Here is a 14,751-nt window from a genome sequence, read left to right on the forward strand (position 1 = left end):
CGGTTTCGGCCACGTCGCCGACCCGACGATGGTGGCACGGTGCCGCCCCGCCCGTCACGCGGGTTTCGGGGCGGACCGCACGGTGTCGACCGGGCCGGAGCGCCAGTCGGGGTGGCCGGGCATGGGCGGGGTCTTCTCGGCGTACAGCCACGCCCGGAAGAAGGCGGTGAGGTCCTTGCCCGCGATCTCGGACGCCAGGGCCGTGAAGTCCGCGGTGGTGGCGGTGGCGTCCCGGTGGTCGGCGACCCAGCGGCGCTCCAGGCGCCGGAAGGCGTCGGTGCCGATCTCCTGGCGGAGCGCGTAGAGGACGAGGGCGCTGCCGTCGTAGACGACGGGCCGGAAGATGCTGATCTTGTGGCCGGACGAGGGCGGTTCGGGGGCGGCCGGCGGGCCGCCGTCGGCGCGCCAGGCGTCGGAGGCGGTGTACGCGGCCCTCATGCGGCGCTCCAGGGACTTGCCGGCCTTCTCCTCGGCGTACAGCGCCTCGTACCAGCTCGCGTGCCCCTCGTTGAGCCAGAGGTCGGACCAGGTGCGGGGCGTGACGCTGTCGCCGAACCACTGGTGGGCGAGCTCGTGGACCATGATCGAGTCGACGTACCACTCGGGGTAGGCGGGCTCGGTGAAGAGGCGGCGCTCGAAGAGGGAGAGGGTCTGCGTCTCCAGCTCGAAGCCCGTGTCGGCGTCGGCGATCACCACGCCGTACGTCTCGAAGGGGTACGGGCCGACCTGCCGCTCCATCCATTCCAGCTGGCCGGGGGTCTTGCGGAGCCACGGTTCGAGGAGGTCCCGGTCGGCGGTGCGCACGACGTCCCGCACGGGCAGTCCCCCGGGTCCCGTGCGGTGGACGACCGAGGAGGCGCCGATGGAGATCTGGGCGAGCTCGGTGGCCATGGGGTGGCGGGAGCGGTAGCTCCAGGTGGTGGTGGCGCCGTGGTTCTCGCGGCCGGTGGGCAGGCCGTTCGCGACGGCGGTGAGGCCGTTGGGGACGGTGATGTGGAAGGTGAAGTCCGCCTTGTCGGACGGGTGGTCGTTCGAGGGGAAGACCCGGTGGGCCGCGTCGGCCTGGTTGGCCATGGCGAGGCCGTCGCCGGTGCGGACCCAGCCGCCGGTGTCGGCGGGTCCCGTGGGGTCGCTGGTGTGGACGACGGTGATCTCCACCCGCTCGCCCGTCTCGACGGGGACGGCGGGGGTGACGACCAGGTCCTCGCCGCTGCTCGCGTACGTGGCCGGCAGGTCGTCGACCGTGACGGCGGAGACCTTCCCGCGGGTGAAGTCGAGGTTGATCCGGCCCAGGTCCTCCGTCGCGAGGGCCTCGATGCGGGTCACGGCCGCTAGCGGCCGGTCGTTCTCGCCCGGATAGGTGAGGTCGAGCTCGTACGCGAGGACGTCGTAGCCGGGGTTGCCGAGGTGCGGGAAGAGCGGGTCGCCGATGCCGAGGGGCGTGGGGGCGGGCAGGGCGGCGGCGACGAGTCCCGTCGAGGCGGCGACGAGGACGGCGGCGCGCAGCCACCGCGCGCGGGACGGCGGGTTCTGGAGGAGCGGCATGGGCCAGGCCTTTCCGGACGACTGGCCCTACGGCTACCAGGGGTTCCCGTGCTCCCCCGGGCGGCGCGCTCACCCGCCACCCGAAGGGGGTCACGCCGGGTGCTCCCGGTCAGGAGTCGCGCGGCTCGGCGGGTCCGCGGCGGCGGGCGCGGTGCACGTCGTACACGCCCGGCACGTCCTTCATGGCCCGCATCAGGGCGGGCAGCCCGGCCGCGTCGGGGAGGTGGAGGGTGTAGGTGTGGCGGACCCGCTGCTCGCTCGGCGGCTCGACGGTCGCGGAGACGACGGCGGCCCCGGCGGTGGCGATGGCCTCGGTGAGGTCGGCGAGGAGCCGCGGCCGGCCGAAGGACTCCGCGACGAGGGTGACCCGGCACTGCGCGGCGTCGCCCCAGCGAACGGTGACGGGCGCGCGGCCCACCTCACGCATGGTCGCGACGGCGGCGCAGCCGGCCCGGTGGACCGTGACGGACCCGCCGCGGACGCGGAAGCCGGTGATCTCGTCGGGCGGTACGGGGGTGCAGCAGCCGGCCGGGCGGACCGCGACGGGAGCCTCGCCGTCGAGGTCGGCGTGGAGCTCGGCGCCGGAGCGCCGGTCCGCGGGGACGTTCACCTGGGGCCGGGGGCCCGCGTCGGCGGGGGCTGCCGCGGCCTCGGGATGGGCCTGGAGCCACCCGGTGATCGCGATCCGGGCGGCGGGGGTACGGGCGTGGTCGAGCCACTCGGGCGAGGGCCCGGAGACGGTGTCCTGGGCGAGCAGGAGCTGTACGGCGTCCCCGTCGGCGAGCACGGTGCTCAGGGGCGTCAGGCGTCCGTTGACGCGGGCGCCCAGGCAGCGGTGGGCGTCCTCGCCGTGCTGGGCGTAGGCGGCGTCGACGCAGCTGGCCCCGACGGGGAGGCTGATCGCCCCCGGGGCGCCCGGGTCGGCGTGGAAGACGGTGATCTCGTCGTCCTCGGCGAGGTGGGCGCGGAGCGAGGTCCAGAAGGTGTCGGGGTCGGGGGCGGACTGCTGCCAGTCGAGGAGCCGGGAGAGCCAGCCCGGCCGGGTCGGGTCGACCCGCTCGCCGTCCTCCGGCTGCGGGGCGGGGAGGGACGGCCCGGGGCCGCCGGGGGCCGTGCGGGCGGTGTCCGGCGCCCCGCCCTCGTACGGGTTGCCGAGGGCGACGACGCCGGCCTCGGCGACCGTGTGCATCCGGTGGGTCCTGATGAGGATCTCGGCCACGGCCCCGTCGGGGGCGGCGACGGCCGTGTGCAGGGACTGGTACAGGTTGAACTTGGGGGCCGCGATGAAGTCCTTGAACTCGGAGATCACCGGGGTGAAACAGGTGTGGAGCTCGCCGAGGACCGCGTAGCAGTCGGCGTCCTCGGCGACGAGGACGAGGAGCCGGCCGAAGTCGCAGCCGCGCAGCTCGCCGCGCTTGAGGCGGACGCGGTGGACGGAGACGAAGTGCCGGGGCCTGACGAGGACCTCGGCGCCGATGCCGGCCTCGCGCAGGACGGCGGCGACCTGGTCGGCGACGGCGCCGAGGGCGTCCCCCGCGTGCGCGTGGGCGGCGACGAGCGCGCGCGTGGCCTCGTACTCCTCGGGGTGGAGGATCGCGAAGACGAGGTCCTCCAGCTCGGTCTTGAGGGCCTGGACGCCGAGCCGTTCGGCGAGCGGGATGAGGAAGTCGCGGGTGACCTTGGCGATCCGCGCCTGTTTCTCGGGGCGCATCACGCCGAGGGTGCGCATGTTGTGGAGCCGGTCGGCGAGCTTGATCGACATCACCCGGACGTCGTTTCCGGTGGCGACGAGCATCTTGCGGAAGGTCTCGGGCTCGGCGGCGGCGCCGTAGTCGATCTTCTCGACCTTGGTGACCCCGTCGACGATGAACGCGACCTCGTCGCCGAACTCCCGGCGCACCTGATCGAGCGTCACCTCGGTGTCCTCGACCGTGTCGTGGAGCAGAGAGGCCGTCAGCGTGGTGGTCTCCGCGCCGAGTTCGGCGAGGATCAGGGTGACGGCGAGCGGGTGCGTGATGTACGGCTCGCCGCTCTTGCGGAACTGGCCGCGGTGCGAGGACTCGGCGAGGACGTACGCCCGGCGGAGCACCGCGAGGTCGGCCTCGGGGTGGTGGGCCCGGTGCGCCTCGGCGACGTGGCTGATGGCGTCGGGCAGCCGGTCACGGGGGGCCGGTCCGGCGGTGGCGCCGAGGAGGGCGGCGCGGCCGAGGCGGCGCAGGTCGATACGGGAGCGCCCGCGTCTGCGGGCGGTCGGGTCGGTGACGGCGGCTTCCGCCGCGCTCACAGGGTTGGTGGCCTCTGCGCTCATGGGGCACCTCCGGCAACGTCGACCGGCGGTGGGCGGGCCAGGCGTGCCCGGGGGGCCGGTGCTTGATGCTACCGACCCCACCACGTGGCGCAGTCACGCTCTCGCTCAGCGTGAAACGGATCACCCATTCGAGCGACAAATCAGTCGTTGACTGTTTCGATTCACCGGTTCCCGGCAGGGGTCGCCAGCCATGCGGGGTCGATGGTGCCCTCGGCGACGATGACGGCGGGGCCGGTCATGTCGATCTCGCCGTCGGGATGCTCGGTGATGACGAGGGTCCCGCCGAGGACGTCCACGGTGTACGTGACGGGGGTGCCGCTCACGGCGGGGTCGGCGCCGTCCCGGCGGGCGGTGGCGACGGCGACGGCGCACGCGCCCGTGCCGCAGGAGCGGGTCTCGGAGGCGCCGCGCTCGTGGACCCGCATGGCGACGTGGCGGGGGCCGCGGTCGGCGACGAACTCGATGTTCACCCCGTCCGGGTAGACGGCGGCGGGCTCGTAGGGCGGCTCGTCGTAGAGGTTGCCGGCGTGGCCGAGGTCCTCGACGAAGGCGACCGCGTGCGGGTTGCCCATGTTCACGTTCCGGGCGGGCCAGCTGCGGCCGTCGACGGTGACGGTGACACCGGCCTCGGGCAGGGCCGCGCGGCCCATGGCGACGGTGACGGAGCCGTCCTTGTCGAGGTGGACGCGCTTGACGCCGCCGCGGGTGGCGACGGCGACCTCGCCGGCGGTGACGTGCCCGGCGTGCTCCAGGTAGCGGGCGAAGACCCGGACGCCGTTGCCGCACATCTCGGCGACCGAGCCGTCGGCGTTCCGGTAGTCCATGAACCACTCCGCCTCGTCGGCGAGGTGCCGCACCTCGGGGTGGGCGGCGGTGCGCACGACGTGCAGCACGCCGTCGCCGCCGATCCCGGCCCGGCGGTCGCAGAGCCGGGCGACGACGGCCGGGCTCAGCTCGACGGCGTTGTCGGCGTCGGGGACGATCACGAAGTCGTTCTCGGTGCCGTGGCCCTTGAGGAACCGGAGCGGCGCGGACGAGGACGACGGCGGGGACGAGGGCGAGGTCTGCGTGCTGGTCACGCGATCAACTGTACGGGGCCGGGCCGACGGCGGGCCGGGTTGTCCACAGGGCGGGCCGTCGGCCGGTGTCCCGTGGCGGCGGTGCGGGGGCTGCGCGGGGAACGCGAGGGCTGCACAGGGGAAGGCAGGGGCCGCACGGGGAGCGCGAGGGCTGTACGGGGAGCGCGAGGACTGTACGAGGAAGGGCGCCGCTCAGCGGAGGCGGGCGACGCGCCAGACGGCCAGCGCGACCAGAGCGCCGATCGTCGCCACGTACAGCCCGAGGACGCGCCAGTCGGGGCGCTCGCCCGAGCCGCGCTGCGGAAGGCCCGGCCACGTGTAGCCGACCCGGCGGGCGGCCATCACGCCCCAGCCTGCCGCGCAGGAGCTGATGAGCAGTCCGAGCATGGCGAGGACGGCTCCGCCGTCGCCCGATCCGAAGGCGAGCGGGAACGCGAACATCAGGGAGCCGATGGCGGCGAGGGCGACGATCGGAGCGATCTGCCAGATCCGCAGGCGCCGCTGCGGCCTGAGCTCGACCTCGACCTGGCCCGCGTCCACCTGGACGGCGGTGCCTTCCGCGTCGTCAGGACCGTCCGGGGTCAGGCCCGGGGCGCCCGGGGCCCCGATGCGGGCATCACCGGGCGTGCCGCCGAGGACGTCGTCCTGCTGTTCCGTGTCGCGAGGGCCGGCCTCCATCGCCACGCGCCCTCCCCACTCGGACTCCACTTGGTCGATCGATGCTCGATGATGGCACGCTCCCGGCCGCCGGAATGACGACCGGGGCGTCCCGATGCCATCACGTGATCAGGCTGTAACCGCTCGTTCGACCAACGACAGCGCCTCCCGCGGGAGTTCCCCGCGGTGGTCGGCGGCTCCGCTGAGCCAGTGCACGCGCGGGTCGCGGCGGAACCACGAGTCCTGGCGGCGGGCGAAGCGCTTCGTGGCGCGCACGGTCTCCGCCCGCGCCTCCTCCTCGGTGCACTCCCCCGCGAGCGCCGCGAGTACCTGCTGGTACCCCAGGGCGCGGGCGGCCGTGCGGCCCTCGCGCAGCCCCTGGGCCTCCAGGGCGCGGACCTCGTCGACGAGTCCGGCCTCCCACATGCGGTCCACGCGCGTGCTGATCCGCTCGTCCAGCTCGGGCCGGGCCACGTCGACGCCGATCTGGACGGTGTCGTAGACGGAGTCGGGGCCGGGGAGGTTGGCGGTGAAGGGCTTGCCGGTGATCTCGATGACCTCGAGGGCCCGGACGATCCGGCGTCCGTTGCTCGGCAGGATCGCGCGGGCCGCCTCGGGGTCGGCCTCGGCGAGCCGGGCGTGCAGGACGCCGGAGCCGCGCTCCTCCAGCTCCGCTTCGAGCCGGGCCCTGACGGCCGGGTCGGTCCCGGGGAACTCCAGGGCGTCGACGGCCCCGCGGACGTACAGGCCGGAGCCTCCGACGAGGACCGGGGTGCGGCCGGCGGCGAGCAGACGGTCGATCTCGGCGCGGGCCAGGCGCTGGTACTCGGCGACGCTCGCGGCCTCGGTCACGTCCCAGATGTCGAGAAGGTGGTGCGGGACACCGCCTCGCTCGTCCAGCGTCAGTTTCGCGGTTCCGATGTCCATCCCGCGGTAGAGCTGCATCGAGTCGGCGTTGACGACCTCGCCACCCAGCTGCTGGGCCAGGAATACGCCCAGATCGGACTTTCCGGCCGCGGTGGGACCGACGACGGCGATGACCCGCGGGGCGGGAGCTGCACTTCTCACCGCACCAGTCTCGCAAACCTCGGGGCCCGTCCCCGAACGAGCTACGTGACGACCCCTTGTCGCCTTCGTTGCCTGTTGCGAGGTTCCGGCCGTCGATCACCGCCGAGGCCCTCTCATCCGAGTACGCTATGGAGTGAATATGGGCGTTTTTGCAGTCTTTCGCCGTAAGAAGAAGGATGTGGCCGAGGTCTCGCCGGACGCGGCGCCGGCCGCGCCGGACGCCGAGGTGACCACCGAGGCCGCGGTCGAGGCAGGGGCCGCGACGGAGGCGGACGCCTCCGCGGGGGCCGAGGCCGAGGTCGCGGCGGAGGCCGGGACGGACGTCGCGGCGGGGGCGGCGGTCGCCGAGGGCACCGAGGCCACGGAGGGTGAGGACGTCGCCGAGGCGGCGTCGGCACCCGTCGACGTGGTCGAGATCCCGAAGCAGCAGTCGGTCGAGGCCGCGGCGGACAACGAAGCGGACGAAGGCGCCCGTAGGTAGGCAGGACAACGGAACACGGACTCCCCCGGGGGTCCGGCGGAGGGAAGGTGCCCCATGGGTCTCCTGGATTCGCTGAAGGCCAAGATCGCCCCGGCCAAGGGCAAGGTGGCCGACCTCGCGCAGCAGCACGGGGACAAGATCGACCACGGCCTCGACAAGGCCGCGAAACTTGTCGACGAGAAGACCAAGGGCAAGTACAGCGACAAGATCCAGTCCGGTACCGGCAAGGCCAAGGAAGCGCTGGACCGGATCGGCCACAAGGACGACGGCACGCCGGGGAGCGGCGCACCGGGGCACGACGGCACGCCGGGGAACGGCACGCCCGGGAACCCCGGCGGCACGACTCCGCCGCCTGCCGCCTGACACCGCCCGACGGCATCGGCCGCTCGTACCCGCCCCGACCGTCCCTCCGCACGGCGGACGGCCGCGGAGCATCGCGCTCCGCGGCCGTCCGCCGTTTTCACGGCCGGTTCAGGACCAGGCCGCCACGATGTACTCCACCCCGTACGGGGCGTCCTCGTGCAGGAGCCGGCCTTCGAGGCCCGCGTCCTCGGCGGCGCCCGCGAGGACCTGCCAGGGCGCGCGGCCGGCCGCCTTCAGCTCGTACGCGAGCTCCGCGTCGAGCGCGAGCAGCGCGGGCACGTCGGCGGTGCCGAGCGCACGCGCCGCCTCGGCGTCGAAACCGGCCGCCCGCTCGTCCAGGTAGCCGGGTGCCTTCACGGTCCGGCAGGCGCTGCCGTCCCCCATGACCAGGAGCGCGACGCGCTCGGCGGATGCGGCCAGTCCGCGGCCGGCCGCGGCGAGCTCGCCGACCGCCGCCCGCTCGTCCACGGCGAGCCCCTCGACGGGCGCGTCGGCCCAGTCGGCGCGGCCGAGGAGCCAGGCGCCGACGGCGAGGCCGGCGGGCAGCGGACGTTCCGCGGCGGCCTCCCCTTCCGGGGCCCCCTCCGCGGGGGCCTCGCCGAGGCGTACGGAGAGGTCGACGCCGAAGCCGTCGAAGGAGCCGGTCGAACCGGCCGGGAAGACGCCACCGCCGCCCGCCCCGACCACGTACAGCCGGTCGGGGCGCGCGGCGGCGAGCAGTCCGAGGGCGTCGGCGCAGGCGGCCCGCGCGGCGTCCAGTTCGGGGGCGGCGCCGGTCGCGACCTCGGGCACGAGGAGCGGCGGGCAGGGGCAGACGGCTGCGGCGACAAGCATGATCCGCACCCTACTGCCCCCGGGGCCGGTCCTCCGGGGTCTCAGACGGAGCCGGTGTCCTCGGCGTCCGCGTGCGCCGGGAAGTCCGGATCCGCGGCCGCCGCGACGGCCGGGTCGGCGGAGTCGTACACCATCTCGGCGATGGTGAGGGTGACCTCGTTCAGGCTCGCGGCCCCCTTGACGATCACGAGGTAGCTGTCGCCCCCGGGGAGGCGGTACACCTCGCGCCACTTCTCCCGCATGGGCGCCCGGCACGTCAGGGTGGCGTCCCGCATGGCCGCGCGGGCGTCCTCCCTGGTGCCGGTCACCCGCGCGACGAACTCGGTCCGGTACGACTCACCGGAGCCGTACTGCGCGAAGACGGCCCACTTCCCCATCGGGTCCCCCCTGGGTGTGACGGTTCTGGTCGGTGGCTGTCGGCGGCCTGTGGCGGTGGCCCCTGTCAGTGGCCTGTGGCGGTGGCCCTTGTCAGTCGCCTGTGTCAGTCGCCTGTGTCAGTGGCTGCCGCAGGCCGGTGCGTCCATCGCCGGGAGCGGCTCCGGGACGCCGATCCCCGGCAGCCCGAGGAGCACGCCCGCGGGCTTCGCGGCCGCGGCGGCCGTGCGCTTCTCCCAGGCGTCACCCGCACGCGTGCGGCGTACCGACGTCGTCGGACCCTCGGCGAGCAGGTGGTGCGGAGCGGCGTACGTGATCTCGACGGTCACGACGTCGCCGGGGCGGACGTCCTGCTCCGGCTTGGTGAAGTGGACGAGTCGGTTGTCGGGGGCGCGGCCCGAGAGGCGGAGCGTGGCGCCGTCCTTGCGGCCCTCGCCCTCGGCGACCATGACCTCCAGGACGCGGCCGACCTGCTTCTTGTTCTCCTCCCAGGAGATCTCCTCCTGGAGGGCGACCAGGCGCATGTAGCGCTCCTGCACGACCTCCTTGGGGATCTGGTCCTCCATGTCGGCGGCCGGGGTCCCGGGGCGCTTGGAGTACTGGAAGGTGAACGCGTTCGCGAAGCGGGCCTCGCGGACGGTGTGCATGGTCTGCTCGAAGTCCTCCTCGGTCTCGCCGGGGAAGCCCACGATGATGTCGGTGGAGATGGCGGCGTGCGGGATGGCCGCGCGGACCTTCTCGATGATCCCGAGGAAACGCTCCTGCCGGTACGAGCGGCGCATCGCGCGCAGGATCGAGTCCGAGCCGGACTGGAGCGGCATGTGCAGCTGCGGCATGACGTTCGGCGTCTCGGCCATCGCCGCGATCACGTCGTCGGTGAAGTCGCGCGGGTGCGGGGAGGTGAAGCGGACCCGCTCCAGGCCCTCGATCTGGCCGCAGGCGCGCAGCAGCTTCGAGAAGGCCTCGCGGTCGCCCAGGTCGGAGCCGTACGCGTTGACGTTCTGGCCGAGGAGGGTGATCTCGGAGACGCCCTCGGCGACCAGCGCCTCGATCTCGGCGAGGATGTCGCCGGGACGGCGGTCCTCCTCCTTGCCGCGCAGCGCCGGGACGATGCAGAAGGTGCAGGTGTTGTTGCAGCCGACGGAGATCGAGACCCAGGCGGCGTACGCGGACTCGCGGCGGGTCGGCAGCGTCGACGGGAAGGCCTCGAGGGACTCGGCGATCTCGATCTGCGCCTCCTCCTGGATGCGGGCGCGCTCCAGGAGGACCGGCAGCTTGCCGATGTTGTGCGTGCCGAAGACCACGTCGACCCAGGGGGCCTTCTTGACGATGGTGTCGCGGTCCTTCTGGGCGAGGCAGCCGCCCACGGCGATCTGCATGCCCGGGCGGGCGGTCTTCATGGGCGCGAGTCGGCCGAGGTTGCCGTACAGCTTGTTGTCCGCGTTCTCGCGGACCGCGCAGGTGTTGAAGACCACGACGTCGGCGTCGCCGTCGGCGCCCTTGGGGGCCCGGACGTAGCCCGCCTCTTCCAGCAGACCGGAGAGCCGCTCGGAGTCGTGCACGTTCATCTGGCACCCGTAGGTGCGGATCTCGTAGCTCTTGGTTCTCTGAACGTCCACTGCCGGGCTCCGGTCGCTGCTGTTGGTCATGATTCAAGAGTAGGCGCTCCCCGAAGATGTCAGGTTCGGCGTACGGACCCCGGGGCGAGCGCCTGGCTGGTCCTCGCCCCGGACGGTGAACACTTCCGAGAAGCAGGTCCTCGGGTGGGTGGAGAGGGTTCCTCACGCGTACGGCGAGGTACCCGAGCGACGACTTCCGGCCTTCCCCGGGAGGGCCGAGCCGGGCGGCGGCCGGCGGCCGCCGCCCGGGATCTCAAGGAGTCGGGGCACAGGTCGCAAGGCCATCGAGGCTGACCGGGTCATGGGTGAGGCCCGTGGAGGTGAGCCAGTCGAAGGGGCGGTACACGGCGGGGCCGAGGCCGAGGCCTTCGGCGATCTGCTCGCGCAGGCGGTTGGTGGCGAACGCTCCGATGACGTTCATCTGAGCGTCCCGGTAGTGACGTTCCACCTCATGGCCCTGGGTGACGCCCGCCGCGCCGTGTATCTGGACCGCGCGGGCGGCGACCTCGACCGACATCTCGGTGGCGTAGATCTTGAGCATGCCGATCAAATGGCGGGCGGAGTTGCCTGCGACGCGTTCGGCGGCGCCACGGTGCGCGAGCAGGCGGGCCGCGTCGATCTGGGACCGTGAGTCCGCGAGCTGAGCGTGAACGCCCTCCATGTGAGCGAGTGGGCGCCCGAAGGAGACGCGTTGCTGAGCGTGGTGGATGGAGGCGGTGAGAGCGGATTCGGCAGTGGCGACGGCGGCAACGGAGACGAGCAGCCAGCCCCAGGTCATCCCTTCGGCGAGTTCGGTGAAGGGAACGGGGATGACGTCGGCCTCGTCGATGTGGGCGTCGGTGTAGACGATGCCCCCCCACGGCATACCGCGCAGACCCATGTGCGGGATGTCGTAGCGGCGGACGCCAGGCTGGTTGAGGTCGACGAAAGCAAGGCACCAGTCGGGGCCGTCGTCGTCGGCGGGCTTGTCCCGACGGGCGAGGGTGACGGCAAGGTCGGCGTTGGGAGCGTTGGTGATGCGGGACTTCTCACCGTTGATCGTGTAGCCGTCGCCGACGCGGCGGACGGTGGTGCGGTAGGTTCCGGCGTCGCTGCCCGCGGCCGGCTCGACGATCGCGAAGGCGGCGAGGCTCTCCCCGCTGATCAGCCGGCGGATCAGCGGGTGGTGGCGCTCGTCGCCGTACGTGGCGATGAGCTTGCCGCACAGCAGGGCGGAGACGGTGGCGGTCCAGTAGGTGCCGGAGCAGGCCCGGGCAAGGGCCTCCATGGCCAGGACCTGGGTGGTGGCGTCGGCGCCGGTGCCCCCGAGGTGTTCGGGGTGGAAGAGGCGCAGGTAGCCGCTGTCGACGAGTTCCCGCCAGTTCTCGGGCGGGATGGAGCCGGTGGCATCGGTCTGGGCAGCGCGGGCGGCGATGCCGGGAAAGGCGTCGGGGTGAGTGCTCATGTCTGTGATGGTCCTCATGGTCAGCCGAGTCCGAGCAGGGAAGCCGCGATGACGGGACGCAGCACGTCGTCGCCGCCGCCGGCCGAGGCGAAGAACAAGGCGTCGCGGTAGGCGCGTTCGACGAACTGGTCGCCGGTGGCCGCGAGGGGACCGGCGAGTCGGGCGGCGCCTTCGGTCACGGTACGGGCCGAGGCGGCGACGAACAGGCGGGCGGCTGCCGCGTCCTGCCGGGAGGGCCGGCCACCTGCGTCGAACTGGGCGGCGGCTCGATGCAGCAGGCCCGCGGCCAGCTCCCCACGGGTGGCGATGTCGGCCAGCACGAAGCGGGCGGACTGGGCGTGGGCGAGGGGTGCGCCGAACAGTTTGCGGGTGACGGCGGCGGCCAGGGCGTCGCTGGTGAGGGACCGCATGATGCCGAGCCAGGACGCGCCGGAGAAGACCCAGTCGAGGGTGGCGAGCAGGGGCTCGATCTCGGTGGCCGCGGAACCGACGGTGCCGAGGACGGTCTCGGAGGGCACGGAGCAGCCATCGAGAACGAGACGCCCCCAGGGGCAGGTGTGCATCGCGACGGAGTCGGTGCTGTCGACACGCAGTCGAGGGGTGTCGCGGTCGAGGACGAAGGCGGTGCGCGATCCGTCCTCGTGTTCGGCGATGACGAGGAAGTGGTGCGCCTGGGGGCCGAGGGCGACCATGTCGACCTCGCCGCCGAGAATCCAACCGCCCGGCCCGTCCGTGGCGGGCCGGGCGGTGATCGTGGGGGCGAACGCGGTGCTCTGCGTCTGCCGCAGGGACACGGCGCCGAGCCACTCTCCCGTGGCCATGCGGGGCAGGTAGCGCTCGCGCTGGGCGGGGCTGCCGAAAGCCCGCAGGGGCACCGTCGCCAGGACGGCGTGGACAGTGACGGCGAGGGAGAGTCCGGGGTCGCGGGAGCCTTCGCCCAGTGCGTCGAGGACGGCGCAGGTCTGGGTGGCCGTCAGCCCGGGACCGCCGTAGGCCTCGGGGACGAGGAGGCCGGCGAGTGCGGGGCCGGTGGAGGCGGAGAGTGCCGTGAAGAGGGTCTTGTCCCAGTGCCGACGGCGGTCGCGGTCCGCGGTGCTGGGGCGGACGAGGCGGTCGACGAGCTCACGGGTCCGATCGGCCAGCTCTCGGGCCCGATCGGCCGTTGATGAGGCGTCGTCTAGGGCGGCATGGTCTTGCGGAGACACCATGGATTCCTTTTCCCCTTTTCCGAAGAGGGTCGAAGCCAGGGGCGACAACCCGCACAAGAAGCGGACTTCGAAAACATATCCGGAGAACCGAACGCCCCTTGATTTCCTGACAGTGCGGCGCGAGATTTCAGCGGACGTCACGCGCCATGACATGACCACACATCCCTTGACAAGAACCTCACTTGGGAGCTGTTGCCCCGGCCGTGCCGCCTCCCCCAGGATGTTCATCGGCTCGCCAACCGCCCGGCTTTCGATTCGAACTCAGCGGATAGCGCTGGCCCGGAAACGTAATTCGGGACCCTCACACGGAGGTAGTGCAATGGAAAGCGAAGACCTCGAGACCGGAATTCCGAAAATTCTGCCGTCACTGTCCGACGCGACCCTGCGAGACTCAGCGCACATGGCCGGCGTGGAATTCGGCCCCCAGGACGCGGCGATCATCGCGGACCTGCTGGTGAAGACCGGTGTCGACCTCGTCGAGGTGGGCATGGTCTCGGGCTCCGGCTCCAAGGACGCCGATCTGATCCTCGCCACGCACGAGGCCATCGGACCCGAGCGCAGCATGACGCTCGTGGTGGTCCGCGACCGACAGCAGGTCGCCACGGCCCTCGACGAGGCGGAACGGCTCGGCGTGCGACACATCATGTACTCGATCCCCACGTCCGAGCAGCACGCCGCACTCAAGCTCGGATCACCCAGCGCCAAGTTCCTGGAGGCGTTGGCCCGCTCGGCGATCACCCAGGCCAAGGAACGCGGCTTCCATGTCACCTTCAGTGGCGAGGACGGCGCCCGTACGCCCAAGGAACGACTGGTTCCCTATGTGACCTCGGGTTTCGCGGCCGGGGCCGACCGGTTCCGGCTCGCGGAGACGGTCGCCTATCTGTCGCCCTGGCAGATGGAAGAAGTCATCGGCGATCTGACCGCGATCGACGGTTCCGAGATCGAGATCCACTCGCACAACATGCTGGGAATGGCGGTGGCCAACTCCCTGGCCGCGGTCCGCGCGGGCGCGCAGTGGATCTCGGCCACGGTGGGCGGCATCGGAGAACGAGGCGGCAACGCGCCCCTGGCCGAGCTGCTGACCGCCCTGCGCGTGGTGCACGGAGACACCCGGTTCGACCTGACGCATCTGACCGAGCTGTCGCGGGTCGCGCTGCGCGGCGCCGGCCTGGGGGAGGCGTTCCAGTCGGGCCCGACGTCGCCGCACGCGTTCGCCTACGAACTGCCGGGTCAGCTGACCCACCCGGAGGCATACGAGACGTTGCCCGCGGAACTGGTCGGCAACACCCGGGAGCTGCTCGTCCGTACCCGGCTGACCCCCGCCCTCGTGCGGTGGGCGCTGACGGACAGCGGGGTGTCCGTGGACGTGGAGCCGTTCACCGCGTGGCTGGTCGACCGGCAGGAGGCCACGGGTCGACAGCTGCTCGACCGCGACGCGATCCGCAAGGCCGCCGTCGACTTCCAGGCCGCCTGACCGGTCGCCCCCCGCTTCACCCGCGTCACCCGCGTCACCCGCGTCACATTCCGTCCCTTCTGCTCCCTTCCCTTTCTGTTCTGTCACATGTGATTGAGGAGAGTCATCTGATGTCCACCGCCACCATGCTCGGCGTCTGCCCCGAGTGCGAGACCGACCTCACCGTGCCGCCGGTCGTCGAGGGTGAGACGTTCTCGTGCCCGGAGTGCATGCTCACGCTCCGCGTCGAGGGCATCGAGGACGGCACGCTGAAGCTGTCGATGGTCGAGGTGCAGCTGCGCGACTGGGGTCAGTGA

General features: G+C 72.6%; 14 protein-coding genes. 4 read left to right on the top strand and 10 right to left on the bottom strand.

Annotated elements, in window-relative coordinates:
• Nucleotides 1–54 precede the first annotated feature (54 nt).
• The 5 genes from AB0G79_RS24005 to miaA all read right to left on the bottom strand — a co-directional run bounded on the left by AB0G79_RS24005 (nt 55) and on the right by miaA (nt 6,657).
• Entirely contained in the window at nt 55–1,545 is a 1,491-nt protein-coding gene (locus tag AB0G79_RS24005; RefSeq protein ID WP_360809687.1) for a M1 family metallopeptidase, read from the bottom strand.
• A 109-nt stretch (nt 1,546–1,654) separates the two neighbouring features.
• On the bottom strand, nt 1,655–3,853 hold the full coding sequence (locus tag AB0G79_RS24010; protein ID WP_360809689.1) for an HD domain-containing protein: 2,199 nt from the start codon (nt 3,851–3,853) through the stop codon (nt 1,655–1,657).
• Nucleotides 3,854–4,014: 161 nt separating this feature from the next.
• A complete protein-coding gene (gene dapF, locus AB0G79_RS24015; protein ID WP_360809691.1) occupies nt 4,015–4,932 on the bottom strand; it encodes a diaminopimelate epimerase in 918 nt (305 codons plus the stop codon).
• Nucleotides 4,933–5,124: 192 nt separating this feature from the next.
• Entirely contained in the window at nt 5,125–5,610 is a 486-nt protein-coding gene (locus AB0G79_RS24020; RefSeq protein ID WP_360809796.1) for a hypothetical protein, read from the bottom strand.
• A gap of 108 nt (nt 5,611–5,718) precedes the next feature.
• Nucleotides 5,719–6,657: a tRNA (adenosine(37)-N6)-dimethylallyltransferase MiaA gene (gene miaA / locus AB0G79_RS24025; RefSeq protein ID WP_360809692.1), complete on the bottom strand. Its 939-nt coding sequence runs from the start codon at nt 6,655–6,657 to the stop codon at nt 5,719–5,721.
• 178 nt (nt 6,658–6,835) lie between these two features.
• On the opposite strand from miaA, the gene AB0G79_RS24030 reads away from it, so the two are divergent.
• Nucleotides 6,836–7,138: a hypothetical protein gene (locus tag AB0G79_RS24030; protein ID WP_360809694.1), complete on the top strand. Its 303-nt coding sequence runs from the start codon at nt 6,836–6,838 to the stop codon at nt 7,136–7,138.
• Nucleotides 7,139–7,192: 54 nt separating this feature from the next.
• Nucleotides 7,193–7,501 (top strand): antitoxin, encoded by a 309-nt coding sequence (locus AB0G79_RS24035; RefSeq protein ID WP_360809695.1) that lies wholly within the window; start codon nt 7,193–7,195, stop codon nt 7,499–7,501.
• A 108-nt stretch (nt 7,502–7,609) separates the two neighbouring features.
• Here the strand turns inward: AB0G79_RS24035 and AB0G79_RS24040 are convergent, their stop codons facing one another.
• The 5 genes from AB0G79_RS24040 to AB0G79_RS24060 all read right to left on the bottom strand — a co-directional run bounded on the left by AB0G79_RS24040 (nt 7,610) and on the right by AB0G79_RS24060 (nt 12,981).
• The gene (locus AB0G79_RS24040; protein WP_360809697.1) at nt 7,610–8,335 is read right to left on the bottom strand and encodes a hypothetical protein; all 726 of its coding nucleotides are present in this window, start codon (nt 8,333–8,335) and stop codon (nt 7,610–7,612) included.
• Nucleotides 8,336–8,376: 41 nt separating this feature from the next.
• Nucleotides 8,377–8,712: a hypothetical protein gene (locus AB0G79_RS24045; protein WP_360809699.1), complete on the bottom strand. Its 336-nt coding sequence runs from the start codon at nt 8,710–8,712 to the stop codon at nt 8,377–8,379.
• Between the two features lie 117 nt (nt 8,713–8,829).
• Entirely contained in the window at nt 8,830–10,359 is a 1,530-nt protein-coding gene (gene miaB / locus AB0G79_RS24050; RefSeq protein WP_360809700.1) for a tRNA (N6-isopentenyl adenosine(37)-C2)-methylthiotransferase MiaB, read from the bottom strand.
• A gap of 223 nt (nt 10,360–10,582) precedes the next feature.
• Nucleotides 10,583–11,773 (bottom strand): acyl-CoA dehydrogenase family protein, encoded by a 1,191-nt coding sequence (locus AB0G79_RS24055; protein ID WP_360809702.1) that lies wholly within the window; start codon nt 11,771–11,773, stop codon nt 10,583–10,585.
• A 20-nt stretch (nt 11,774–11,793) separates the two neighbouring features.
• Nucleotides 11,794–12,981: an acyl-CoA dehydrogenase family protein gene (locus AB0G79_RS24060; protein ID WP_360809704.1), complete on the bottom strand. Its 1,188-nt coding sequence runs from the start codon at nt 12,979–12,981 to the stop codon at nt 11,794–11,796.
• A 319-nt stretch (nt 12,982–13,300) separates the two neighbouring features.
• On the opposite strand from AB0G79_RS24060, the gene AB0G79_RS24065 reads away from it, so the two are divergent.
• Complete coding sequence (locus AB0G79_RS24065) at nt 13,301–14,455, top strand: isopropylmalate synthase (protein ID WP_360809706.1); 1,155 nt, start codon at nt 13,301–13,303, stop codon at nt 14,453–14,455.
• Nucleotides 14,456–14,565: 110 nt separating this feature from the next.
• Nucleotides 14,566–14,751, top strand: coding sequence for a lysine biosynthesis protein LysW (locus tag AB0G79_RS24070; RefSeq protein ID WP_360809708.1), 186 nt, complete (start codon nt 14,566–14,568; stop codon nt 14,749–14,751).

Source organism: Streptomyces sp. NPDC020807, assembly GCF_040641575.1.
Classification (GTDB): domain Bacteria; phylum Actinomycetota; class Actinomycetes; order Streptomycetales; family Streptomycetaceae; genus Streptomyces.